The following is a 24,971-nucleotide window of genomic DNA, read 5'->3' as shown; positions in this document are numbered from 1 at the left end:
TCTTGTCCCCGAATTTCGGTGACAAAAAAAGTCTTATTATTAACAAATAATAAGACTAAAGTTTATGATGTATAATGTTTTTTGAATCAATTGATCTTGATGAATCTTCCGTTCATATGATCTATCATATAAGTAACAGTCTCTTTCTTTGTTTTAGTGAATACTCCAAGCCCTATTCCGCCTCCCCGATATCCTCCGCTTCCGATTCCAACCGAAAAGCTGGGTGCAAAACCTACATTAGAAGAATTATATTCGGCATCGAAAAGTAAATTTCCATTGTCGGGATATACAGTATAATATTTTTTATCCAAAGCAATGTATATCTGCCCATCGAGAACCACAGCATATATATCAGATGGGTTGACTTTCCGGAATTTATTATTGGAACGATCTATTATTTTTATTTCAGATAGTTTCTCTTTTTTGAATCTTACTTCCATTTTTGTCACTATAGGCTGTTGATTTTTGAAAGAATCAAAAGTATAGTAGATTCCATCTCTGTATCCTTGATCTTTATAGAGTTCCGAAGATTCTTTCTCGATAGTATCTATATGTCGGATGTCATCGAGTGTATAAGGTATATTGTCTGTATATGGTTGAGTAAGATTATCTGCAATAAACGATGTTATCGTTGAAGAGATCTCTTCTTGCAGGCGCGGCGATATGTTTTTACCGTTTGCAACCTGGATTTCGGTGTCAAGAGTTGCAATCATGTAGAATTGAGAGTTTAAAGATTCGTACAAGGTTGCTCTTATATGTGAAAAACCTTTATCTCCTTCTGTCTCAAATGAAAGATTTCTCAATTGGAATAGCATTGTTCCATTTTTAGCTGTACGATCGGTTATCATATTGACAAAAGATGATAGTTGCCATGAGAATAATTCTGCATTGACAATATATTGATCCCTGGTTCTGTTCAATCGATTATCCATGAATGATATAGTGTTATATAGGCTGTTTTGAACAATGGGATGTGTTTCTTTGATATCCAGAGAGAAATTGTCTCTTTGTTGTGCTGAGATATTCAGAGCAAACATTATTAAAATGATTGCCGCCATTATATTCCTTTTCATACGATTGGGTTTGGGTTGTTTTGATCTTTCAAATATATAATTAAACAATAAATATGAGGATTATGTTATCTGAAAATAGATTAAAATAAAGTATTTTTGCTCAAAAAATAACAGAACAAGGTCTTTGACCCCTTAATAGTTAGGATATGCGTAGTTTTTATTTCTACTTACTTTTATCAATCATTTTGGTTTCATGCAGTTCAGACGAAACACCTTATTCTTATCTGAGTCGTCCGGATGCTGTGGCAGAAACAGCCCGGTTGAAATTGAGTGTATCCGCTGACAATTCTTCATTTTACTATCTTATTCAGGCCAAAGAGATATATCTTATCTGGGGAGATGGGTCGAAAGATACCGAATATGTGCTTAAGAATAAAGTTGTGATAGATTCGATTAAGCCAACGGAATATATATATCCGAAGTCAGGAGACTATGATGTGCAGATCAAAACATTGGGCTTGATAAAACTAGACTTGTCAAAAATAGACAATGCGCAGATTGAAAAAAATAAGCAGAACTCCATCTCGGAGTTGACATTAACTAACTGTGAAAGTATAACTGACCTTCGGTTTGCGAATCAGCCTATAGCCTCGATTGATCTTACCGGGTGTACTACTCTGAAAACGTTGTATTGCGGTTATCCCGATGGAGTACAGTCTCTAACAGGACTTGATAAACTCGAAAATCTGGAGACTATTTTTATAAACGGGAGTTTGGGTACTGCGTCCGCAAACTTTACCGCCAGTGATTCGCTAAGAAGTATTTACATCTCTCATTCCGGTTTTACTTCTCTTAATATCGATGGGTTGGCAGCTGTGAAAACTATTGTGCTAAAAGATAATTCGCAGTTAAGTTCCGATGCCTTGAATATATTATTTACTGCATTACCTCATGCTAAAAATACTGAATATACGATTTCTTTATCCGGCAATAAAGGTGATGATGAGTGTGATAAATTGATTGCTGTGAAAAAAGGCTGGACTTTTAAGTAAATCGGGCTATATTGTAGAACATATTAAGGATTCAGACTTAATATGATACAGAACCTTAACAAAATAACTATTTGTTTGTTATATAAGTGATAACAAATTGCGAATGAAGAATTACAAAACATTTTTAGCTCCGAAGGACGAAGTCTGGCAGCAGGCTGTCGACAGGTATAATCTTTTTCGTGAGGCAGAGATGCAAGAATACTTTTCGATGAAAGATTATTCGTATCATTTCAGGGACAACAGAGCGTATGATCTCAGCCTTGCCCCTAAAATATCGCCTGCTATTATTGCTGATTTTGAAATCAGGACAGGGGTAAATGTTCCTGATGGGCTGACTGATATGTTGTGTACGCATGGAGGATTTAAAATAGGAGAGGGGATTCTTGATATTTTCGGCGGACGTGATCAGGCTGTTTTTCCTAATCTTGAACAGACGTTTGCTAAATACGGATATGCCGGCTTTACTACAAAAATCGGTAGCGGAATGTTGAAATCTTTAAACGGATTTTATTTCTTCTTTGGCATTAGTTTTCCGGAGAGCGAAGAGATGAGTTTTTTGTATTTCACTAAAGCCGGGAATTTCGGAAAGATGCTTTTTGCTCCCCAAAATGAGAATTTGGTTCTTAAGAAAGTACTTCCGGCAATGTTTAACGGATCCTCCGAAAAATTCACGCTCGATGGGTTGATCAGTAATCAGATTGATAGGGTGATTATTAATGCGTTGACTGTAAAGGGATATATTGACTAAATAAAAATAAAAAAACAACATCTTAAAAAACTATAAAAAAACTATATTTTTCTTCAAAAATAATCTCGGAATTTTTATCAAAATACTCTGAACTTAGCTATCTTTGTTCCGCTTTTAAATAAGCGTAAGTATTGAACAAAGCATATTCGGTTATTACCCGTGACGGTATTGTATCTGATAAAGCCAATGGATCTTAAGGAATGGATGTGTTGTCAATAAAAAGCTGAGACTTTTAAAGGTTTTTTAGGTTGAAATTTAATGCATTGATTTGCAAAATTGATATGAAAAATAAAGTGTTGGTAGTTGCCGTTGTGGTAGTTATGGCAGCTTGTAAAAATGCTTCGAACGAATCTTCGCAAATTCAGAGTTTTTCGGCAGATACTGAAATTTCTATTGATACGGCATCTACGCCTGCCGACCCTGATGCTCCTCTTCAATTGGTTCAAAAACATGATCTTACCGCAAAAGACCTTTACACAGACTACGATGGAGGAAATCAGCTGAAAGATTATTTTGTGATCGAGCTGATAGACAAGGCTACATTTCTAAAGAATAAAGCCAATGCCGTGACTTTTATTACCGGCGATTCGGCTTCTTTCCCTAAAATCAATGGTGTACTCAAGCTAAATACAGCTAAAGGAACAATTACTTTTACCGATAATCTCAGTGGAAGTGAAAAGCATAAAGAATATTCTTTTGTCGGTGATATTCCTTCTTTGAGTGTGTATCTTATGTCGGGTATTTACTGGGAAGACTGGGATTATTTTTTCGTTGACAAACATTCCGGACATATAAAACAGCGTTTTTCGAATTTCCCTTATATTTCGGCTGATATGAAATCAATTGTCAGTATAGATGTAGATTCGTTCGAAGGTGCTGCCTATATTGACCTCTATCAGATAACTGACAGGCGTTATATTGATCCTCAGATAGGGATGTATATCAAATGCTGGATACCTATCGATTCGCCCGAAAAAATGTATTGGGCAAAAGACAACTACTTATATATACCTGTTGCCAATAGCCGAGATTATTGGGAAGCCGATGGCAATTACTCTGGGCTAGATCAGTATATTCGCTTGAAACCGGCAGCATAGAAAAAAGAAGATGAGAGCTGAAAACTCTCATTTTCAACTCTCATTTTTTATCCTCAATTATTTATTATTAGCTGTTCACTGTTCGTTCGACTGATACCATTGTTCGTTGAGCATCAGCAATATCGGTAACCGACACGACCGGACGGAAGTCGATATTTGAAATCGCATCCAGTATCTTATTTATTTCGGGAGCGGTAACCGAATCTACAACTTCGAGATTGGTCAGTTGGCCGCCCGATTCGTATATCCGCTTCGACTCGATTCGCGGAAAGTTCTGTCCTCTGCTCCGGCTGAAATATCCGGTGAGGTCTTCGGCTGTGAGTTCTCGTCGTTCACGGTTGATATAATCGACTAAGCCCAGATTTTTGCGGGTAGATATACGATTGACAACAAACTCATCGCCTTCGACTTCTATATTTGATCCCTCGATACGCATACCGCCTTGCGTGTGACGTTTGCCACGAAGAAGTCCGCCGTCTTCCAGCTTATCCCATTGCCGTTTAATATTGGCTATTTGTATAGCTGTGGCTGCTGCTGTGATGGCTGCCATAATAGGTCCGATAATAGGTCCCATACCCCAAGCTTTGATGATCGCGGCTGATTGATTGGCTACGGCGGAAGCCAATGTTTGAACTAGTTCTATTTTTTTTTGCTGTTTTTCTTTTCGCTTGATTTGTTTTTCTATTTCTTCTTTTTCTTTTTCAGCGTCTTTCTTTTGTTGAAGAAGTTCTTCTGCAGCAGCCGATTCACGGGCATAATTTTCTTGAAGAGTGGTTGAGTGGGCACCTGATGCTTTTTGCATTTCTTCGTATAGTGATTTTACTTTGTCGGCTTGTTGCTGATAGGCTGTCGTTCTTTCTTCTATAATTTTTTGAACGTTAGTTTGGTCTTCTTTCAGATCGGTTATTTGTATTGACAAAAAGTCTTTTAATACCGAGCCTGCCGCACTATATACTCCTTGCCATTTTGTATGAAAATCTGTTATCTTTTTTGCCACTTCATCAAAGAATAACTGATAAGCTTTTCCCATCTCTTCTGTGGAGCCGTTTACTGCTTGCTGGTCGGCTATTATTTGTGTATTTATTTTGTGCAGGGCATTTTTTTTGTTCTCCATTGCCTGCGCTTCGCCAAGCGAACCTTTTTTGTACGAGGCTATAAGCTTGTCGTGATATTCGGCTATGCGCTTGTATTCTTCTTTGGCTGCTTCGATATTTTGCAGGCGGAGTTCTTTTATTGCTTTGTAGTTTTCTTTCGTTTCTTTTAGTTTGATAAAGTTGAAGGTACGTCCTGCTTCGGTTTGTCGTTCTATCGCCGATGTTGTTAAAGCAGTAATACGAGTATTACGCTCTGTTTGCAGTTTCTCTTCTTCTTTAATATAAACTAATGTCTGTATCAGATCCGAATTTTGGGCTTCTTTTTTGAGGTCGTTTTTGTGTTGAAGAGATTTTCTTAGATCATCTGATTTTATTTGATCATCTGCAGCTATGTTTTCTTGTAGGCTGGTTTGTTGTTTATTATATTCTTTCAGATATCTTTCTTTTTCTTCCAGGATCTTCTTTAGCTTTTCAGCATCAGCGGAATATAATTTTTCTTGAAAATCGTAATATGCAATATATACTGATTTCGATTGTTCAGTATATTTATAATTAGTATCGTATTTCTTTTCGGAAATATATTTAATATTATCGATTTGTTTCTTTAAAGATTTTTCTAAATACATTTCCGCCAATGTATTTATCTTCTCTGATGCAGTATTGACTTCGGGTATGATTTTAGCAATAGCTTCTGCCATATAGTCGGTATTAGTTCCTATTATATCGCTAAAGTCTTGAAAATTGGCAAATGTTTTTGCTAGGTTTGACGATAGTATTGCAGATGTGCTTGTTGCTTTATCTAATACCGAAATATTATCTTTTAATTTTTTTTCTCCTTTGGTGTTGAATTCCAGAGTAATAATTTTCTTCTTTTCTTTCATCTTTTCTATTATAGATAAAAAAGAAAGGTTTATTTTCGAATTTCAACTGGAATGCCTTCTCTAAAACCTGAACTGAATGTTGTTATAGTTATAGGTATTCCATTCACATGCGTAATATTCACATCTACAGGCGCACTTTGTATCGCATTTGGTATAGGTGCAGGTGTAGCAGCTGTAGTATCCGCTTTGGCGGTAGGGATAATATTTATTTCTTTAAAGAAGTTTAGCGCTAAGAAAATAGCAATAACAGTAAGTACAATTTTAGTGTAGATATCCGTTTTCATAATCAATGAGTGTTAAATTGGTTTATCTACAAATATAGTGTTTTGTTTGGTTAGAGGATTAGAAATCCTCAGTTATTGCCTTGGGATTTTGAATCCCAAGGGACGGGGTGATAATATGGCAGAAGTACTTATTGCTTTATCTAATGTCGTAAGATTGTTTATCGTTTCTTTTAGTTTTTTGTCGCCTTTAATATCAAGTTCAAGGGTTACTATTTTTTTCATCTCTTTCATCTTTTCTATTATAGATAAAAAAGATGAGAGGTGATAATTATTTGTCGCTATTTTTTAAGATATCGATAGGTAATCCATCTGTTCTAGGTAATTCCTTATAATAATTATCTATATTAATTTTTTTTCCATCTATATGCGTAATATTCACTTCCACAGGGGCACTTTGTGTAGCAGTGGGTATAGGAGCGGGTGCAGCAGTTGTAGTATCGGCTTTGGCGGTGGTAATAAGTGTCGTATTCTGAAAAACTAATACGCCTAGGAAAATAGCAATAATCGTCAGTACAATTTTAGTGTAGATATCCGTTTTCATAATTCATGAGTGTTAAATGGTTTATCTACAAATATAGTCTTTTGTTTGGTTACAGAATTAGAAATCCTCAGTTATTAGCCTAGGGATTACAAATCCCAAGGGACGACGTCTATCCAGTGCATCTGCCAGTTTCTCTACATTTTCGGTTGATTCTTTCACTCCGTTAATTTCTATAACGAATGTTTTTTTCTTCTTTTCTTCCATCGTTTTTAAGTATAGATAAAAAGAAAAAAATCTGAATGTTAAAATAAATTATTTTTATTATTACCACGATAGATCTTGAGCCAAACTAATAGGAAGACCCAATGATGTAGGATATTTAGTTATTTTATCCCCATAACGCCCTTTTTTATCTACATCAATTTTTAGTCCATCTATATGCGTAATATTCACGTCTACAGGCGCACTTTGTGCAGCATTTGTTATAGGGGCGGGTGGAGCAGCTGTAGTGTCAGCTTTGGCAGTAGTAATAAGTGTCGTATTCTGAAAAACTAATACGCCTAGGAAAATAGCAATAATCGTCAGTACAATTTTAGTGTAGATATCCGTTTTCATAATTCATGAGAGTTAAATGGTTTATCTACAAATATAGTCTTTTGTTTGGTTACAGAATTATGAATCCTGTGTTAATAGCCATGGGATTGCAAATCCCATGGAATGGACACGGAGGGGAAGATCGAGGTTATTTTGTTATTTCAACAGAAATCGGTGTATTTTTAATATTGACAGGTAATGTACAATAATAATCTACTCCAACAATTCTGACATCCACAGGTCCATCTTGTACAGCATTTGGTATAGGTGTAGGTCCAGCAGTTGTAGTATCGGCTTTGGCGGTAGTGATGATGTCAAATTCTTTAAGCAAGCTTACTGTCAAACAAATAGCAATTACAGTTAATACAATTTTAGTGTAGATATCCGTTTTCATAATTATGAGTGTTAATTGGTTTAGTATTGCAATATACGAAAAACGGGATTCTTTTTAGAATCCCGTTACACTATTTTGACTGATTGTTTATTGTTTTTCTACTTTATTGGAGAGAAAGTCGCTGACAGTCGTTTTCCACTCGTTGAGCCATGTACGAGGATAGCTTTCGTGTGTAGCATCGGCAAACATGTGCTGTTCTTTAATATCAGAGCCTATATTATTATATATGCGCATCGATTCGTCTACAGGTATGTGTTGGTCTTTGCCTCCGTATAGCAATAGTGTAGGTACTTTAATGTCTTTAACAAACTGATCGGGATTCATCGAAAAGGCATTGAAGCCGTTAACTGCCCCTCCCCAAAATGTCATCAGATAGGAGAGTGGTGTACCTACTACCGGAACTTTGCCTATGCGTACACCTACCGCATCGAACATACGCCCGTAAGGAGCTTCGAGTATCACACACTTTACGGATAATTGATAGTCGTGCATGGCTTTAGTAATGGCCGCAGCTCCCATCGACATACCCAGCAAGGATATACTTTTGGGTTTAAGTTCTTTTTCGGCATAGTCATATACCTGTTTTACATTGGCCGCTTCGAGATACCCGATAGTTGTTTGATTACTATACGAATTGCCCGACCCTCTGAAATTTGGTATCACCACATCGTATCCCATATCGAGTAGAGGATAAGCCTCGTGCAGCATACTTTCGGCATGGTCGGTATATCCATGAAAGAGCAAGAACACTCCTTTCGATACTGAATCGGTTTTTATGATCCATGCTTCCATTGTATTGTCGCCTTCGGCCGGAATTTGTACTGTGGTATAAGGGCGAGCAGGTAGTATGTCGCTTACCGGACGTGCTATATCTATTCCTGTGAACAGCATACTGATGATGCCTTGTTCGGAGGCTTCTTTTTCGGTTTTATTTACATAGTGGGTCATCGCATAGGCTTGTATAGCCGCAAGAATGTTGAATACGATAAATATTGCTAGGAGTGAGTAAAGTATCCGAAGCAATATTTTCGACTGTTTGTTTTTTTGAGTCATATTTCAAAAATAGTTATTTGGCATAAATATAAGTAAAAATAATAAAACGGTCTTTGATCGAAATAATTTATCTATTCAATAAAACTTTAATATGATTAACTCTATTATCAGCCTGTTTCGTAATCAGGCATGCCAACACAAAGCAATCCGTTCTTTTTATTATAACCGCAATTACGAACTGGGGGCGGGTAATGAATTTCATCCTGTTTTCTGGCTGGAAGATCCTGTTATGGGACGCAATCAGCAGAATGTATTTACGAGTACCGTTAATTTTTCAATCCTTTTTGTTCCTGAAGACGATACGGCAGTTGCGGTTTTTCAGAATCTGGCTTTTTCGATCGGCTTAAATATTCTGGAACGGATCAAGATGGATGCAAATGAACCGGTAACGGTGCTTCCGACATGGACATACCTGACATTGAGGAATTATTATGACAATAATGCCTGCGGATGCCGTTTTTCGGTCGATTTAGTTCAGCGTAATATGCAGGATTTGTGTTTGATAGAAGAACAATTCGATTCCGAAAAAGAATTTCAGTCTGATCCTGTCCTGAATGATTTCAGAATAAATGGTGCAAATCAAACTTTTGGGAATAAGCTTTCGGTTTTTGACCTTAAAATCTCAAAACGATGAATACGGCTACGCGTCAGGTATTGGAATGTATAACCGGGGAGATCTTAGAAATTGCCCGTTCGGTATTTGATGAAAACGGGTTGAAAAACAGCTCTATCCGGGAACATATAGAGGTTCGATTGGAAAAAGAGCCGGATGTCGTTATCCGCCTTTTGTTTGATAGCTATTTAGACTTTATAGAAAAAGGAAGAAAGCCCGGCTCGGGAGAAGTACCACCTATTTCAGTCCTTAGGGATTGGGCGTTGAGAAAGGGATTGCCTATCACTAATGATACATTGCATGCTATAGCCAGCGTCATCCAGCGGGATGGTGTCGAGGCACGCCCCATCTTAACTGTTATTGACGGTCGGCTGGATAAAGCGTTCGATGAGCGGTGGGCTGACCAATTATTTGAGTCTTTAATCTCAGAATTGACTGCTTTTTTTGATTAATATAAAAAAACGGATTCCATTTGGAATCCGTTTTTGTTTATATGAGGAGATGTATGAAATGTTCTGAGTCTTTAGAATTTATATCCGACTGAAAGCGATACATTCCGATTTTTCCATTTGGGAACTTCATACGCAGTTACTCCGGTTGATTGGTTGTTGTAGCCGCTGCTATATCCATAGTTAAGATATGTTCCTGAACTTTTATCCAGATTTCTTAATCCGAGTTCGTAATTAACATTGAATGAGAATCTTTTGTATTCTATACCAATTCCTCCGAGTAACCCGTAGTCGAAACGTTCGAGCCCTGTTTCCTTGTATTTTTTGTATGTTGTTTCTGTATTGACTGATTCTGTTTTTCCATCGGGATATTTGAGTGTACCATTTATTTTATACTTTGAGCGTGCTGCAATTCCATATCCGGCATATCCTCCAATGTTGAAAGTCAGATTGATATCCTCGGCTAAAGGTAACCTATAGCCAATGGTGAGAGGTATTTGAAGAAACATCAGATTCTGAGATGCTTTTGCTTTACCTGTGTATGTGACATAGTCTAGGTCATCAATTGATGTCAATTCGCCTGAATCAAAATAAGGTAGTGAAAAATTGAAAGATTGTTCCTTTAGTTTACTTCCTTTAGAGGTAAATTCCAACCCCGATTGTAGAAAAAATCGATCGCTGAGTTTATACTCTACTGTTCCTCCGACATTGAAGCCTATTCGTCCTGATTCGTTTTTACTGCTGGTGTTTGCAATGTTGGCTCCCGCTTTTACGCCGAATGTCCAGGGTGATTCATTTGTTTGTGCATCAGCAATCTGTGTAGAGGCAATGCTTATGCCTGCCACTGCAAGTAGTGTAGAAATTTTCATCATAAAGATTAATTGTTGGTTAGTGATTTGTTCGTCACAAATCTATCTTCAATTTCTGTAAATAAATGTTGTATTAGTGTAACTCCTGTTAAATTATTTGCATCGAATGTATCTTTTATAAAATATTATGGCAAATATCGGTCTTTTTCTATAAAAATAAGAGAGGAAAGTCTAGGATTATAGATTGTGGTGTTTTTTATTTTTCAGATAATTCCGGATAAACATGTCGGCCAACAGTAAAATCAGAACCGATAGGCTCATTAATATCCACACAGGATTTACATTTATTGCCGGCATTTTGATCGAATAGTTTATTTCAGGTAACGAGAAATTTGTCTCTATACCCGAAAAATAAAATAAAACACAGGGTAGTATTACAATCGCTGCAATACCACCTATGAGAGCACAAGTGTTATATATTGTTCTGAGTCGTGATTTTTTCTTATTCTCTTTTGCCGCAACTGTTTGTATTTGTTGCATCAGTTTACTTTCGAATCCGGCTGATGGCTGATCTGTCCTGATTTCGAGAAATATATCTCTCAACTTATCGTCTGCTCGTTTCATTGCGATATAAGTTTATTGATTTCAAAATTCATAAATTTTCTGATACGATGCAACTTTACTTTTACATTTGACAGGGTAAGCCCTGTAATTGTTCCGATTTCCTGAATGGAATGGTCGTTGAGGTAAAACATCGTAATGAGCAAGGCTTCTTCAGCCGGGAGCATTTTCAATACCTGATCTAGATATTGCAGGCGTTCTTCACTGCTGATATCGTCTATCGAATCGCTGATTTCCATATCTGATACGGCACTCAGATAGCTGTCTTCCACGGCAATCACTTTTTGCGATTTTCTGATTTCAGTAATGGCCGTGTTATATGCTATACGGTACAACCATGTTGAGAATCCGGCATCGCCTCTGAACTTATCCAGAGATTGGTAAACTTTGATAAATATCTCCTGTACAATATCTTCGGCATCGGTATTATTATTGACAATTTTGGAGACAATAGTATATATCATCCGCTGGTATCGGCGAACGATATGTACAAAAGCATTAACTTCTCCGTTTCGGATACAGTTGATGTAATGTATGTCGTCAAAGTCGGTCATGCCTATAAGACGCACGGTGTTGAGATAGGTTACAAATGTATGTATATATTTTAACCGAAAATTTTTTTATTCGATTTTGTAACCTTTTTATATGCTGTCCGTCAAAATAAGCAAACGAATGAATGTCTAACTTTTAAATATATTGAAATATGGAAATTTTAATTCCTTTGGTAGTTGTTCCTGTTATGGTTTTAGGGATCTATCGTTTGTTTGAATTGTATGCACGCCGTAAAGAACGGATAATGATTATTGAGAAGATGCAGTTTAATGCTCCGCAAAAAGATCTGCATTTATCGGATAATTTGAATTTACCGATTTTGGGTAATGTTAATATCAAAATGTCTTCTTTATGGCCTCTTAGAGCCAGTTTGCTGATGATTGGGATCGGTCTTGGACTTATCGTTGCCTTTATTCTTGAATCTACTTTGACTCCTAATATGATGCCTGAATATTCAAGATACGATTATGATGTCAAGAGTAATATCAGTAATACGGTTGCTGTTATTTATTTCGCATGTGTTTCTTTATTCGGAGGAATAGGTCTGCTGGCTGCTTATTTTATAGAACAAAACAAGGAAAAAAAACAGAAAAGCTAAGGTCTGATTAAAAAATTAATTAAAGGGTGTTTTCCTCTCGGAAGACACCCTTGCTGTTTCCTATATTTTTATCTATAGAATAAAAGATAATAATATGGGATTTTATTCAAACAAAGAGATTGCCCAAGTTACCGAACCGAAAGAGCTTACTTTATCGGGTAATCCTAATTTTATAACATTCGATAGTGTAGGGAGTGGTAACCCCGACCAAAAAATGGAGTTACGCATAATAGTTGAGCGGTTAGCTAATTATGAAAATGGTATGCGAATTGACTTTAAGGAGGGATTGACAAACAGCGTATATTCGTTCCAGTCGACACGAAATCCGAATAAACTGGGAACCAATACTTTTCTGGTTGTAGAGGGGAGTGAAAATGCAACTGATCGATCGGATATAACGTCTACAGCTCAGAACCTATTGTTGTGCCTGAGGAATAATCCTTATTTAAGGAATAATTTCGAAATGTATATCAATCCTGATATTTCAATAGGAGATGCTGACGGAGAATATTTGATCGATAATGGCAATATAATCGTAATTAAGGCCAATGGGTACGGTTCGCAGTATAACTTTCGGTGCGAATTGTTTTATGGTGATGAATATCAGGAGAATAAACAAAAACCGGATTATATAGACGATATAATCAAAATAGAACAAATTGCGGAAGGTAGTTCGTCCGACTCAATAGATCGAGGGCTTGGAAATACCCGTGTGGAGATTGATTTGTATAGTGATGTAAAATCTGTGCTTGGTGATGATAAAAAAGAAATATCTAATAGCGGAACTTTCCTGACTACTTTATCTAAATCGTATTTCGGGCAGCCTGTTTGGTTTGAGCTCAATGCGCTCATGAATAAGAAAGCCGATTATTCTACCGCATTCCTCAATGCCGGAGCAGACTGGGTTGATAGCGGCTCCGCATCTTCTTTCCGTGTTGTTGCCCGAAGACAGATCAATGGCAGTAATCAGGTGTTTTATTATTCCCATCCTTTGTATGTAATAAATGGTTATGATGATCTCCTTGTGGAAAATGACTTGAAAAAAGTAAGTGATGATGGTACTGCTTATGTGATGGATTTTTCTCAGGATTTCAACGAGAAGGATATAGTTAAAGTCAAACCTTTGACTTCCATGTACAACCGTACCCATATCAAAGGGCAGGAACAGTATTTTAATTTTATAGCAGAAAATTTCTCCGTGAAAGCACTTCCCTCTACCGATTTTCCGGACTTAGCTTTGTATTACAGGATGTATACCCAGTCGGGTGAATTTATTTCGGATTATATATCACACAAAATTGAGATCCAGAAATTAACAACGGTAAATACTGCAAAACTCGATCTGGATCGTTTTTTGCCATTGGCAGTAGCCGGCTCAAAAGAATTGATGGTTGGAGAAATAGAGGTGTTTTTATGTGCTTTTCACAAAAATGAAAGTTATAATTCGAGTATGCCGAAGACTATAATTTCAATGCCTTTGACTTTCAGTGTGTTTCCGGAATATCTATATACTGTTAATGACTTTGTCTTTCTTAATAAATGGGGAGGATGGGATAGTGTGAATTTCAGCGGAACCGATTCTACCGAGTTTAAAACAACAGCAACAACCATATTTAAGACTATAACTCCTCAGTCAGGACGATTTTCGTCTATCGAAACTGTCACCAATAAAAATGCCGAATCGCAGAAAATTGTACAAAGTGCACCGATGACTTACGATGGTATGGAGTGGTTGCAGCAAATGAGTGCTTCTCGGGCAGTATACGAAATAAGGACGCAAAGATATATCGTTATTGATGATATGTCTTTGAAATACAATAGAAAAGATGATCTGTTTCAGGCAGAGATGAAATACCATTATACCGACTTACCCAGATAAGGCCGCAGACCTATTTATAGCTTTGGCTAGTAAAACAACCAAAGTCCGTTATAAACAAAAAGTATATCATTAAATACATTTTTGTTAACTTAATTTTTAGCATACAATGAATAATATAGAACTATATATAAATAACCGCTTGTGTGAGATTGCCAATGCGGAAAAGTTGGGTATTCGTCTCAACAGGATACTGATAAAACCAGCTGAACTGAATACCAAGGATGCTCAATACAGCTATTCGATAACCATTCCGTCAACAAATATTAATGACGAGATATTCGGTTTTGCCAATGTAGAGGAAGTGAAAGATAAGTTTAATCACGATTACAATGCTTTACTATATGTGGATGCCGTGCTTGTCTTTGATGGAAAATTCAGAATGAGTGAGATTGATAAGGATGGTAATTTTAAAGGGAATTTGCTTATTCCTGCCAAAAAGACTATAAAAGAGCTTTTCGGCGATACCAAAATGAATGAGCTCAAAACTACTTGGAGTATCGACTTTAAAGAGATGGTATCGAGCCTTAACAAATGGAATACAAAGTCCGGTACTCCCGATTGTATTTTTCCGTATGTATTGTACGGATTGCTGCCTAAAGTACCCAAAGATGCCAATGGTAATTATTCGGCAAAAGATGTTTGGGACGAAACGGTACGATTGGGTATAGAAGATTTTCCTCCTTCTATTAATTGCCTGCAGACCATCAAAAAGATATTCGAGACACTAAAGGATAAAGAAGGAAAGCCCCAAAATATTGGCGGGACTGCTTTTGATGATGTACGGTTGAAAAATCTGTATATGTCATACAGTAATCCTACCGATTATGCTCAGGAATGGAATTGGGGAGATTTAGGGACGATGAGTGTTAGTGGCAATTATAAAAGTATACGTGATTATCAGACAGATGATCCTATATTTGAACGAAGTATCTCTCAGTCGAGTATGGATAGAGACCATTTCTATACAGTCAACCTTTTTAACTCGCACAATGTGGAATTTTCTGAGATACAGGATACCGGAACTAATATGACTTATTATAAAGAACCGGATGAAAGAAACCCTAGATACATTAAAAAAAATCTGAGAATCCGGATTCCTGCCAGTGGACTTTATAAAGTAAAATTATATTCGGATGTCCTTTTGTACAGAGGAGGCGAAAATGAATCAAGATATGACAAACATACAGATAGGACTTGGGCAAATACCCGAACTGGAAGAGACTCTAAATACAATAACTACTTTGGTATGAAGCGTTATGAAATCCAGGTTGTCAGAGATTTTGGTAGTGGCGATTTTGGATTTGACAATAAGTTGATAGCCGGATTCTACGATAAACCGAATTTACCGCAAAATGATAAGACCGGAACGGATGAACCTGAAAATTATCCGAAATGGTATCCCCAGGAATATTGCCCTATGATTGTCGATCCATCTTCTGATAATAAACTAATCAATGGCTTACACTTCGGTCAAACGGATAGAAGCGGAACTAATGATAGAAACCCTGAGGGAAAACCTTTTAATACCCTTTTTATAAAAAATGGTTATTCTTGGGACAGAACATTCAGTCAGGATAAAAAGATATGTTCGGCATATTACAATCCTTATAAGTACCATTATCATGGATATGTTTCCGAAGAATTGGAAAGTGATGATGATTATGATGTCGTTATAGGTAAAGAGTTAAGGGATAAGTTTAAAACAGATATACAAGATATTCCCATATCTGATATAAGCTATATATCGTCAGCCGATAATAATATCACAGGAGAGGGGCAGGCATCTTCAATCATATGGCTCGATAAGGGTGAGTGTGTGACGGTATGCTGGGTATCAGAAGCCGGAGATTTAAGAAAGGCTGGACATAGTGTAAAAAGGGCTGTAGGTCCCGTGATAGTCGAGGATTTGAATTTTCGTCTTTCTATAGAACCATTCCGTACTGATGAGGAATGGGTAACAATTAATAAAGATGGAGAAGGGACTGCTTCTATGAATTGCACGGATATTCCAAATTTTCAGAAAGGTGAAATTAATCTGATGAAATTTTTACCTTCTGAGCAAAAAGTGGATGAATGGCTCGATAATTTTTGTAAAGCATTTAACCTTCAATTAAATCAAATTGATAATGATACATTCGAATTGAATATAAAGCAGCAGCATGTTAATACTCATATTGCATCTGTACTTGATCTTGATAATAAAGCAGGTATTATTAAACGTTCTAACCAACCGTTGGGGCTGCCTGCTGTATTTGATATCGGTTTTAAAATTAATGAAGAAGAGAAAGGTTTTATAGATACAAAAGATAATGGAGGAGGAAAGATCGAAACGGGTAGTCTGGATGGATCTAGCGTAAATCAGACTTCTAATTTCTCTTATAATTGGTTTAAAACAATAACACAGACAGATAAAGATGGGAACTTGATACTGCAATTACAAATTCCAATTATTTCTAATAAAGAAGTTTGGGATGATACCGAAGATTATAGAGATATGTTGAAAAAAAAATATACTAATTATGCTCAACGCTTTTGGTATAGAAATGAAAATATATTATATAATTTGGGAGATGTATGGAAAACTAATGATATACTTACAGATAGTGATAAATCTCAAAACTTATTTATTCCTCAATTGTCAGATCTTTTGAAAAATAGAAATCCTTTAACATTGAGTTATAAAAATCAACCGAACTCAATACTACAAACTTATTTTAATGTAATTGCTCCTAACGATAGTAATTATACAGACATTGAATGTTACCTTTCTCCAGATGAATACGAGCAATTAAATGGAGCGAAATTAGTAAAGCTTAATAACGATTTGTATTATATAGCGTCGATCGAAGGGTATGATCCTCTTGGTAGAAATAAAACAAAGTTGAGGTTAATCAGAAAAATGTAAGATTCAGAAAAAGAGTATCAGAAATCTTTTTTCAATCTGTCATTGCGGACTTATTTCGCAATCTCCTGATCGTTAATATTTCTTATGGGGAGATCCCGTGTCAAGCACGGGATGACAGATTTTGATATATTCTTTTTTATTTTATGCGTTTATATAAATAAATATATCCTTTTTTAGGTAATATTTGTTGTAAGCTTAATGTATTATTTTCTATGATATATTTATAGGCTAAATTATCATTTAAACGTTTTATACCTGTTCCATTGATGTAATATTTAGTTATAGTATTAATTGAGCTAATCCATTCAAATGTTTCAGTAAAAGTTATAATTGATTTTGAAGTTGTTTCACTTCCATCTATGTGTGTTATTTGCCATTCACCTTTTATAGGATTATATTTTCCTTGATATTGTGCATAATGAGAGTCTTTCGGGTCATTCCAGTCTCCATCCCATCTCCATTCTTTATGCACATAGGGTTTCAGTAACCATGTATTTGAAGAATTAATAAGAGTAAGAACATTATTTTTTATATTGTATTTATAGAAATTATCTTTTCCTACTCGGAATGCAGTGTTATTGATGACATATTTCTTTAGATCTGGATATGTAGGATCTTTATCTTCTGCCGGTTTCACTTTAGACTCCGACATATTCAAATCAGAACTGAATTTGATATAATAATGATCCGTATACTCTTTTCCGTTTAGCGAATAAGCTTGCCATTCTCCCTCTATGGGATTGTAGCCCTCGGGTTTGTAGTTCTTATCGTTTTTGTCATTCCAGTCGCCATTCCAATCAGATGGGGTAGGATCGGGATTTGGTGCAGGATAGTTATCATCGCTGCCACATGCTGTCAGTAAAAAAGAGAATAAAAATATGTAGAAAATCTTTTTCATGTTAGTTTTTTTGTGTTGCTGGTTGGTCAAAGATAATAAAATTTTAAATAACTTAAAATTAGTTTATCCGAAACCAGATAAACGGCTGTTAACTAAAATAGTTAGTTTTTTTTATGGAACAGCAGATAATAGAGGAGTGAACAATTTATCAGCCTTTTTAGTTAATTTAAAAGAGGGGTCAATCTGAATTCACATTTATTTGACTAGATTTACCCCCCGAAACAGACATTAAAATTTATACAATATGAAAAAATTATTACTCAGCATTGCACTTTTAGCAGGAACATTGGGCGTATTTGCACAATCGGAACAAGGCGAAAAATCATTGATCGGACACATAGGTGTACAATCAGATCCTGGTCGTTTCCTTATTGGAGCTCAAGGACGTTATGTAATTGCCGACCATATTCGTATAGCACCTGATGCGTCATTTATTTTTCCTAAAAATAAAGTCACAGGTTTGGATATCAACCTGAATGCTCATTATGTATTAGATATCGACAATCAGGTATCTGTTTATCCATTGGCTGGTATTGCCATGCAGAACGCCCGTTATTCGGGTGAGACTATCGCCGGAGAAAAGCGTGGTTCGGATAGTTTTACTAACTGGGGGTTCAATCTGGGAGCTGGAGGCAGCTATAATTTGAGTAGCAATACTTTTTTGAATCTCGAAATGAAGTATACATTCAGTGATGCAGATTGCTTTACATTTGCATTCGGATATGGAGTCAAATTCTGATTAGACATATCAGATTAAATAAAATAGAAGAGAGTTGTTATCTAACAGATAACAACTCTCTTTTTTATCTCTATTCCTTTCTGTAGCAAAAGGTATATGTATAAAAAAATAAAAACTCTTTAGGCGACCTAAAGAGTTTCATCCTTAAAATGGAGTATATCCTCCAAATTAGTTTTGAGGAGCAGCAACAGCAGCTGAATCAACAACAGCAGTATCTACTGGAGTTTCAACAACTGGAGCAGGAGCTACAACTGTATCTGCAGGAGCAGCTTCTTCTGCAGGTTTAGAACCACCGTTACAAGCAGCAAATGATGCTGAAATTGCAGCAACTGCTGCGAACAATAATACTTTTTTCATTTTACCTTCTGTTTTGACGAAAAATTGTAAATAATTATCTTTTCGAATGCAAATGTAATATAAAAAATTACAACTAGAACAAAGATTTGCAAATGATTTACATAATTATGTGTAAGTCGTTGCTATTTTTTATGTTTATCGCTAATAATCTATGTTTTAGTAATAAAAAGATCGATCGGTCGGACAGTTTTTTTTCTCAAAAAAAGCAGTTTTATATCTCTATTTTATTTAGTTTTTTTAGTACATATCGACTTTTATCCTGAATTTTCAGAGAAATTCGGTTTCAAAACTATTATAAAGGAAGAATTTTTTTAAGATTTTTTTTTGAATGAGTTCTATCTCATCCCGATTTCGAATGTTTATTTACAATAACAATATGTAACTTTCGAAAAACTTTGATTTACATTGTATATATGAATATAACTTTAGAAGGAAAACATGTTCTGCTATGCGGAGGATCGCAGGGGATCGGATTGGCTGCAGCAAAATTATTTGCTCAGTCGGGTGCATCAGTTACGCTTATGGCTCGAAATGAAGACTCTTTGTCTGAGGCGTGTAAGTCACTCAGTGTGATAAATACAAATCAGACACATAACTATATTGTGGCTGATTTGTCGGATCCGTATAAAGCAAGTGAGGCTTTGTCTGTTTATTTGAGTAATGACAATAATATAGACATATTGATCAATAATTCGGGTGGACCGTCTCCTGCGCCTCTCTTCTCGGAAAAGCCCGATAAATTTCTAGCCTATTTCAGTCAGCATATTATAACAGCGCAGTTGTTTGTTCAACAGATAGTACCCTATATGAAAGACAAACATTGGGGACGTATCGTGAATATTATATCCACATCGGTAAAAACACCTATTCCCGGTTTAGGAGTCTCTAACACTGTGAGGGGAGCAATGGCTTCGTGGAGTAAAACTCTGGCGGGAGAACTGGCTCCTTTCGGGATAACTGTAAACAATGTTTTGCCGGGAAGTACCGATACAAGGCGTATTGCATCTATTGTAGCGTCGGACGCAAAAAAAACGGGTAAAAGCGAAGCTGAGGTTCGAGCGATGCGTGAGGAATCTATTCCGATGAAGCGGATAGGATCGCCGGATGAAGTTGCCGCCGGAATTGTTTTTCTGGCATCCGATCAGGCTTCCTATATTACTGGTGTCAATTTGCCTGTGGATGGGGGAAGTACTCCGGCTTTGTGAATTCTCGAAAAAATAAGCAGTTGCTAAGTTTGATCGTTTTATTTTGTATATTTACAAAGGAAGATGCGGTGTAAGTCGTTTTTAGGAATGTTTCGGATCTTCGTTGTCGATTTTGTTATAAGTAGAACACGCGGTTAGGTTTTGATAAGTCATTAATTTCCGCTTATTATTAAAAAACTTTGATATGGATAAGAAAACAGCATTGGCATTGACGACTGTTGCGGTTGCGGCAGGTACTGCGGCATTGGTATTCTATTATTTGAATAAGGAAAAGAAGAAAAAGAAGATAGCTTTCCGGTTTGTTTAATTCTGGAGCCCTTTTTTGAAGATTATATATGTATACCGAAGCCTGCATTTGAATTAATGCAGGCTTTGTTGTTTTAGTTTTCAATATCTTTACTTTAAGGTTTGATGAAGAATCCCGAAATCTGGTTTTCATTATTAAATGTGAATTGAATATAGGCTTTTTGTTTTTCGAAAAGGCAGGGGATGTACACGAATCTATAATTTCCCGATTGACTGTTTTTTATATCTGTACCGATGCTTTGCAGTTTGCCGAATTGAGATTCGATCTGAGTCATAGTTTGCTCAATCTCTGATATCGGAAGAGCTTTTTTCATAGCCGAATCGAAATATTTGTATGTCATTTCATATTTTCCCTCTTTTAGGGCTTGTGCCGCTTCTAATGAGATAGCATTGAGTTGAGAATAATCTATGTTACTTCGCAGTTCGGTTTTATCGGATGAAGGAAGTTCATCTTTCGGTATAAACTGTTCCGGAGATATGAGTAATGCAATAATAATGTAGCTTATTATTTCGGTCAGTATTACGGCTGCAATAAATCCGCTTACGGCTTTTGCTCCTTTTATGTTGCACGATACACTGAAGGCATTGTAAGATAGTATCAGCATCCAAATAATACTAATGAGTATGGTAATGATAAATATCCCGAAATAGATATAATTGTGAGTGTAAGGCATGACAACGTTTGCAGATGGGAGCAGTGAGCTTGTTACAACTATTGTTCCGTCCATAACCACGGGGATACTACAGATGAGAGCAATAAATATAAGAGGTGCTTTGGAAAGACAAAGAGTTCCTACAACATCAATAGCCCGTATAGATGACTTGCTTAACAGAGTCCCTATAATAAATAAAAGTAACGAAAAGAGGATGAATCCTGTCAGTGCGAGAAGAAAGGCATTGTATAAAGGTTGATGCATAAGCTTTACACTGATGACTCCTATAAATACAATGTGCTGTAGTTGTGCTATTATAATTGTCAGGATCAACAGGGCTAATCCGATAAAGAGAGCTTTTGCCCCGGCTATTTTATTAAACGGATTGAGCATTAATTGAAAAAGATTATTCTTGTTCATGGTTTTTCAGTTTAAGGATTATATCATCTAATTTATTTCGGACACTAGGGTAGCTCAGGTTCAGCAGTGACGCCATATCTTTGAGGCTGCCACTGTTCTTTACAAAATTAAGAATGAAAAACTGATCTTCGGATGATAATTGAGCCAGTACAGGCAAATCGTATAATCCGTTGACTTCGGTCTCGCAATGTTCACACTTCAGGCTTCTTACTTTCAGAAGGCTTTGGCAGCTTGGGCAAATACAAGGTAGTTTCATTTTTTTATTATATGTTTTTGCAATATTACTTATTATTGTTGAATAAAATTGAATTTATTTTCAATTTTATTAATTTGTTTATTTTTTTTATTTCTTTTTGTATGAATATATTTAAAATATATAAGATGATTGCGGTAGGATATAAACTGTTAGTTTAGGTTAAATTATAAATCCTAAAATTAGCAGATTCCAAATCGGGTATCATTTTTGTATATCTTTGAATACCCAAAGCTCAGACTGAAGGCTTTAGGTTTTGTTTTACAATTATTTTATATTCGGGATTAATTATCGTATGAAGAAAATTTCAATAATAGCACTATTTATCATCGTTTTACTTGTGTTGATTGCTTTCATCATTTATTTGTTGAAATCGTCGGGGAATGAGGAGAAAGTATATGTTACACACGATGTGGTTGTTCAGCAAATTGAAGAATTAGGGAATCTGGAAGTCGTGAAATATAATATTCAGGACGTCGTACAATATGAAAAAAAACGCACATGGCTGCCCAATTCAAAAGCATCGTTGATGGTTGCGGGAGAGGTTATTGCTTGTGTGGATCTCACAAAATTAGGAAAGGATGATATTTTTACCGATAAAGATTCGGTGAGTCTTATATTGCCTGTTCCTGAGATTTGCCATTATAAGGTAGATCATTCGCGGTCGAAAGTATATAATATTGAGTATGGACTGTGGGAGACTGCCAAGCTTGTAGATGATGCTTATGCTCATGCCGAACAGCATTTGTATGAATCCGCTCTGAATATGGGTATTGCTCAGGAAAGCCGGCAGAATACAATAAAAGTATTGACTCCGATTTTGAGGGGATTGGGTTTTACCCGTATTTATATTGGTTTTAAATCACCCGAGCAATCTTTATCTTCCGAACATGGAAATATAAAGCTTACTAATCCGAAATAACTATATATGCAGATATTGCAATTTACTTTTCCCGATTGGGACAGAGATTTATTTATGTTTTTAAATGGTAAGCATACTCCGGCTCTCGATTTTCCGATGTATGCTATCAGTACATACTTATTCTGGGCATTGTGTTGTGTCGCTCTTATTGTGTTCATGGTTTACCGCAACCGGACATGGGGCAAATGGGCTGCTTTATTTATGATGGGAGGTGTTGCAATGAACAGCTTGGTTAACAATCTTCTGAAGATTGCCATTATGCGTCCCCGTCCGGGATATGATCCACTTATTAAGGATATTATGCGTCAGCTCGAAGATCCCGGGACCAGCTATAGTTTTTTTTCGGCACATTCGTCCAACTCTATTTGTCTGGCGTTATTTTCTGCTTTGTATTTTCGAAACAAGTATTATTCGTTTATTGCCTTTGTCTGGGCATTGGCTATAGCTTACAGTCGTATTTATGTAGGAAAGCATTATCCGTTGGATGTTATTTGCGGATTGATGTTCGGGATAGTTACAGGCTGGATTTCTTATTGGTATTATAGAAGGTTCTATCGGAAAAAGTCGGTATTTATAAAAGAATAAGTCCCGGTTGATTTGGGCATATTAAGATACCTTTTATAATTTATGTCTGTAGTATAAGTATATAGAAGTGTTTAATGGTAAGTTTTCAAGTTATAACAAGCTTATATTGTTTGCTTGCCAAAGTAATAAATTAGTCAGAGACCTTAAAAAGCAGCAAATATTCTTTTATGAAATATGTGTTATTTATTTTTCTGCTCTTTGCGTCTGTATTCTTTACAGATGCGCAATCCGTTAAAAAATATGGGGTTGTTAATCTGGAAGGGGAAATTATTGTTCCGTTGATATATGAAAAAATTTTGCCATTCGAAAACGGCTACGCCCGTGTTATACGTCGCGAACGTTATGGTTTAATCGATTCTTCAGGAAAGGAAATATTGGAGTGTAAATACCAGGATATACGTGATATTTTAACAGACCGTATTGTTATAAAACTCAACAATAAGTATGGTGTAATAGATTTTAGAGGTAATGTAATAATTTCGTTTGATCAAAGCCGTATTGTTACTCTTACAAATGGTTTCTTTTTGGCGTATGAGTCGATAACTTGCGGAGTGTATGATAATAATGGCAATATTACTGTTCCTTTTTCCAATAATATACTAGTCCCTTTTTCGGGAGACAGGAGCCTTTTGTTTTCTGTCGATTCTTTCAGACAGAATACAAAGATGATCGATTATCGTAATAATGAGATTCCTGCTTTTACAAATAAACGAATCCGAGACTTAGGTAATGGTTATTTAGGAATAAGTCAACCTCAAAAAGGCATATATAAAGTCGTTGATATTAATGGCAGGGAAATTAATCCTCAGGTGCAGCTCGATGATAGCCAAACTTTTGTAGGAGAGTATTTGCGCTATTCCATTGATGGCAAACTTGGACTCATCAATATAAGGGGAGAGCAGATTTTAGCTCCTGTTTATAAACGTATATTTGATTTTAATGACGGTTATGCAAAAGTTTTGAAAGATTCGACCCGATTCGGGGACAATCAATATGGTGTAGTGGATACTGCCGGAAGAGAAGTGATTCGTTGTATGTATGATGGTATTGGCGAATTCTCAGACGATCGTATTATGGCTTTTGCAGAACAAAAATATGGGTATCTGGATGAGAAGGGGAGGGTGGTGATTCCTTTTGAATATGATGAAGGCAATTCGTTTCAAGATCATATGGCGATAGTAGCAAAAGCCCGTCATTATGGCGTAATTGATACTTTCGGACGTATTGTGTTACCGTTTGAATATGATGATATAAAGTATTTGGGAGCTTCTGTTTTTGCGGTTTTCAGAAATGGGAAGTGGGTAATTATAGACAAAACTAAGCATCAGCTAGGTTCGGCTGAATACGACTCTGTCGGCAAATCGTATGCAAATAAATATATTGCAGTTTCGGTCAACCGAAAATGGGGTGTTCTAGATTATTCGGGAAAAGTCGTTTTACCGTTTGAATATTCTGCTGTGGATAACTATGGCGATGATGTATTTGTGGTCGGCAAATGATTTGTAATCAGCATATT

29 protein-coding genes are annotated in these 24,971 nt (G+C 36.2%); 14 read left to right on the top strand and 15 right to left on the bottom strand.

The window, feature by feature from the left end:
- Window positions 1-86 precede the first annotated feature (86 nt).
- Window positions 87-1,073 (bottom strand): hypothetical protein, encoded by a 987-nt coding sequence (locus tag K322_RS0116515; RefSeq protein WP_157279503.1) that lies wholly within the window; start codon window positions 1,071-1,073, stop codon window positions 87-89.
- A gap of 146 nt (window positions 1,074-1,219) precedes the next feature.
- On the opposite strand from K322_RS0116515, the gene K322_RS0116510 reads away from it, so the two are divergent.
- From K322_RS0116510 to K322_RS0116500, 3 genes are all read left to right on the top strand, one after another.
- Window positions 1,220-2,065: a leucine-rich repeat domain-containing protein gene (locus K322_RS0116510; protein WP_026627865.1), complete on the top strand. Its 846-nt coding sequence runs from the start codon at window positions 1,220-1,222 to the stop codon at window positions 2,063-2,065.
- A gap of 103 nt (window positions 2,066-2,168) precedes the next feature.
- On the top strand, window positions 2,169-2,813 hold the full coding sequence (locus K322_RS0116505) for a hypothetical protein (RefSeq protein WP_026627864.1): 645 nt from the start codon (window positions 2,169-2,171) through the stop codon (window positions 2,811-2,813).
- Window positions 2,814-3,094: 281 nt separating this feature from the next.
- Complete coding sequence (locus K322_RS0116500) at window positions 3,095-3,910, top strand: hypothetical protein (RefSeq protein WP_157279500.1); 816 nt, start codon at window positions 3,095-3,097, stop codon at window positions 3,908-3,910.
- A gap of 67 nt (window positions 3,911-3,977) precedes the next feature.
- On the opposite strand, the gene K322_RS0116495 is transcribed toward K322_RS0116500, so the two are convergent.
- From K322_RS0116495 to K322_RS0116460, 7 genes are all read right to left on the bottom strand, one after another.
- Window positions 3,978-5,885 carry a hypothetical protein gene (locus K322_RS0116495; RefSeq protein ID WP_026627862.1) on the bottom strand — a complete coding sequence of 636 codons (1,908 nt, stop codon included), beginning with the start codon at window positions 5,883-5,885 and terminating at the stop codon, window positions 3,978-3,980.
- Between the two features lie 29 nt (window positions 5,886-5,914).
- On the bottom strand, window positions 5,915-6,169 hold the full coding sequence (locus K322_RS0116490; protein ID WP_026627861.1) for a hypothetical protein: 255 nt from the start codon (window positions 6,167-6,169) through the stop codon (window positions 5,915-5,917).
- A 268-nt stretch (window positions 6,170-6,437) separates the two neighbouring features.
- A complete protein-coding gene (locus K322_RS0116480; protein WP_026627860.1) occupies window positions 6,438-6,710 on the bottom strand; it encodes a hypothetical protein in 273 nt (90 codons plus the stop codon).
- A 57-nt stretch (window positions 6,711-6,767) separates the two neighbouring features.
- Window positions 6,768-6,914 (bottom strand): hypothetical protein, encoded by a 147-nt coding sequence (locus K322_RS20915; protein WP_157279497.1) that lies wholly within the window; start codon window positions 6,912-6,914, stop codon window positions 6,768-6,770.
- Window positions 6,915-6,974: 60 nt separating this feature from the next.
- On the bottom strand, window positions 6,975-7,265 hold the full coding sequence (locus tag K322_RS0116470; protein ID WP_026627859.1) for a hypothetical protein: 291 nt from the start codon (window positions 7,263-7,265) through the stop codon (window positions 6,975-6,977).
- A 127-nt stretch (window positions 7,266-7,392) separates the two neighbouring features.
- On the bottom strand, window positions 7,393-7,638 hold the full coding sequence (locus K322_RS19855; RefSeq protein ID WP_035332305.1) for a hypothetical protein: 246 nt from the start codon (window positions 7,636-7,638) through the stop codon (window positions 7,393-7,395).
- Between the two features lie 87 nt (window positions 7,639-7,725).
- Window positions 7,726-8,691, bottom strand: a complete 966-nt coding sequence (locus K322_RS0116460; protein WP_026627858.1) for an alpha/beta hydrolase — start codon at window positions 8,689-8,691, stop codon at window positions 7,726-7,728.
- Window positions 8,692-8,782: 91 nt separating this feature from the next.
- Here K322_RS0116460 and K322_RS0116455 point away from each other — a divergent pair, with 91 nt between their 5' ends.
- Window positions 8,783-9,325 (top strand): hypothetical protein, encoded by a 543-nt coding sequence (locus tag K322_RS0116455; protein ID WP_026627857.1) that lies wholly within the window; start codon window positions 8,783-8,785, stop codon window positions 9,323-9,325.
- Window positions 9,322-9,756, top strand: coding sequence for a hypothetical protein (locus K322_RS0116450; protein WP_026627856.1), 435 nt, complete (start codon window positions 9,322-9,324; stop codon window positions 9,754-9,756). Before K322_RS0116455 ends, K322_RS0116450 begins: the two co-directional genes overlap by 4 nt.
- Before the next feature lie 71 nt (window positions 9,757-9,827).
- Here the strand turns inward: K322_RS0116450 and K322_RS0116445 are convergent, their stop codons facing one another.
- The 3 genes from K322_RS0116445 to K322_RS0116435 all read right to left on the bottom strand — a co-directional run bounded on the left by K322_RS0116445 (window position 9,828) and on the right by K322_RS0116435 (window position 11,737).
- The gene (locus K322_RS0116445; RefSeq protein ID WP_035332303.1) at window positions 9,828-10,625 is read right to left on the bottom strand and encodes a porin family protein; all 798 of its coding nucleotides are present in this window, start codon (window positions 10,623-10,625) and stop codon (window positions 9,828-9,830) included.
- Between the two features lie 174 nt (window positions 10,626-10,799).
- The gene (locus K322_RS0116440) at window positions 10,800-11,186 is read right to left on the bottom strand and encodes a hypothetical protein (RefSeq protein WP_026627854.1); all 387 of its coding nucleotides are present in this window, start codon (window positions 11,184-11,186) and stop codon (window positions 10,800-10,802) included.
- Complete coding sequence (locus K322_RS0116435; RefSeq protein WP_026627853.1) at window positions 11,183-11,737, bottom strand: RNA polymerase sigma factor; 555 nt, start codon at window positions 11,735-11,737, stop codon at window positions 11,183-11,185. Before K322_RS0116435 ends, K322_RS0116440 begins: the two co-directional genes overlap by 4 nt.
- A gap of 149 nt (window positions 11,738-11,886) precedes the next feature.
- Between K322_RS0116435 and K322_RS0116430 the strand changes: the two genes are divergently transcribed.
- From K322_RS0116430 to K322_RS0116420, 3 genes are all read left to right on the top strand, one after another.
- On the top strand, window positions 11,887-12,333 hold the full coding sequence (locus tag K322_RS0116430; RefSeq protein WP_026627852.1) for a DUF6249 domain-containing protein: 447 nt from the start codon (window positions 11,887-11,889) through the stop codon (window positions 12,331-12,333).
- 94 nt (window positions 12,334-12,427) lie between these two features.
- The gene (locus K322_RS0116425) at window positions 12,428-14,212 is read left to right on the top strand and encodes a hypothetical protein (protein WP_026627851.1); all 1,785 of its coding nucleotides are present in this window, start codon (window positions 12,428-12,430) and stop codon (window positions 14,210-14,212) included.
- Between the two features lie 106 nt (window positions 14,213-14,318).
- Window positions 14,319-17,117 (top strand): hypothetical protein, encoded by a 2,799-nt coding sequence (locus tag K322_RS0116420; RefSeq protein WP_026627850.1) that lies wholly within the window; start codon window positions 14,319-14,321, stop codon window positions 17,115-17,117.
- A 136-nt stretch (window positions 17,118-17,253) separates the two neighbouring features.
- Here K322_RS0116420 and K322_RS20490 read toward each other — a convergent pair whose 3' ends face one another.
- A complete protein-coding gene (locus K322_RS20490) occupies window positions 17,254-18,015 on the bottom strand; it encodes a hypothetical protein (RefSeq protein ID WP_051290887.1) in 762 nt (253 codons plus the stop codon).
- 244 nt (window positions 18,016-18,259) lie between these two features.
- On the opposite strand from K322_RS20490, the gene K322_RS0116405 reads away from it, so the two are divergent.
- Window positions 18,260-18,754 carry an outer membrane protein gene (locus K322_RS0116405; RefSeq protein WP_026627848.1) on the top strand — a complete coding sequence of 165 codons (495 nt, stop codon included), beginning with the start codon at window positions 18,260-18,262 and terminating at the stop codon, window positions 18,752-18,754.
- Window positions 18,755-18,922: 168 nt separating this feature from the next.
- On the opposite strand, the gene K322_RS0116400 is transcribed toward K322_RS0116405, so the two are convergent.
- Window positions 18,923-19,111: a hypothetical protein gene (locus tag K322_RS0116400; protein WP_026627847.1), complete on the bottom strand. Its 189-nt coding sequence runs from the start codon at window positions 19,109-19,111 to the stop codon at window positions 18,923-18,925.
- Window positions 19,112-19,524: 413 nt separating this feature from the next.
- On the opposite strand from K322_RS0116400, the gene K322_RS0116395 reads away from it, so the two are divergent.
- Both K322_RS0116395 and K322_RS21250 read left to right on the top strand, forming a co-directional pair.
- Window positions 19,525-20,316 (top strand): SDR family oxidoreductase, encoded by a 792-nt coding sequence (locus tag K322_RS0116395; protein ID WP_026627846.1) that lies wholly within the window; start codon window positions 19,525-19,527, stop codon window positions 20,314-20,316.
- 184 nt (window positions 20,317-20,500) lie between these two features.
- Window positions 20,501-20,623, top strand: coding sequence for a hypothetical protein (locus tag K322_RS21250; RefSeq protein WP_260204063.1), 123 nt, complete (start codon window positions 20,501-20,503; stop codon window positions 20,621-20,623).
- Between the two features lie 94 nt (window positions 20,624-20,717).
- Here the strand turns inward: K322_RS21250 and K322_RS0116385 are convergent, their stop codons facing one another.
- Window positions 20,718-21,695 (bottom strand): DUF3887 domain-containing protein, encoded by a 978-nt coding sequence (locus K322_RS0116385; protein WP_026627845.1) that lies wholly within the window; start codon window positions 21,693-21,695, stop codon window positions 20,718-20,720.
- Window positions 21,682-21,951, bottom strand: a complete 270-nt coding sequence (locus K322_RS0116380) for a DUF2089 family protein (RefSeq protein ID WP_026627844.1) — start codon at window positions 21,949-21,951, stop codon at window positions 21,682-21,684. Before K322_RS0116380 ends, K322_RS0116385 begins: the two co-directional genes overlap by 14 nt.
- Window positions 21,952-22,243: 292 nt before the next feature.
- Between K322_RS0116380 and K322_RS19845 the strand changes: the two genes are divergently transcribed.
- From K322_RS19845 to K322_RS0116365, 3 genes are all read left to right on the top strand, one after another.
- Complete coding sequence (locus tag K322_RS19845) at window positions 22,244-22,870, top strand: DUF4230 domain-containing protein (protein ID WP_051290885.1); 627 nt, start codon at window positions 22,244-22,246, stop codon at window positions 22,868-22,870.
- Between the two features lie 6 nt (window positions 22,871-22,876).
- Window positions 22,877-23,455 (top strand): phosphatase PAP2 family protein, encoded by a 579-nt coding sequence (locus tag K322_RS0116370; protein WP_026627843.1) that lies wholly within the window; start codon window positions 22,877-22,879, stop codon window positions 23,453-23,455.
- A gap of 167 nt (window positions 23,456-23,622) precedes the next feature.
- The gene (locus tag K322_RS0116365; RefSeq protein ID WP_026627842.1) at window positions 23,623-24,954 is read left to right on the top strand and encodes a WG repeat-containing protein; all 1,332 of its coding nucleotides are present in this window, start codon (window positions 23,623-23,625) and stop codon (window positions 24,952-24,954) included.
- Window positions 24,955-24,971 lie beyond the last annotated feature (17 nt).

Origin of the sequence: Indolivaga capnocytophagoides DSM 22835 (assembly GCF_000426485.1) — a bacterium.
Classification (GTDB): domain Bacteria; phylum Bacteroidota; class Bacteroidia; order Bacteroidales; family Dysgonomonadaceae; genus Dysgonomonas_A; species Dysgonomonas_A capnocytophagoides.
The sequence above is the reverse complement of the archived record's forward strand: the minus strand, read 5'-3'. Positions and strand labels throughout refer to the sequence as shown.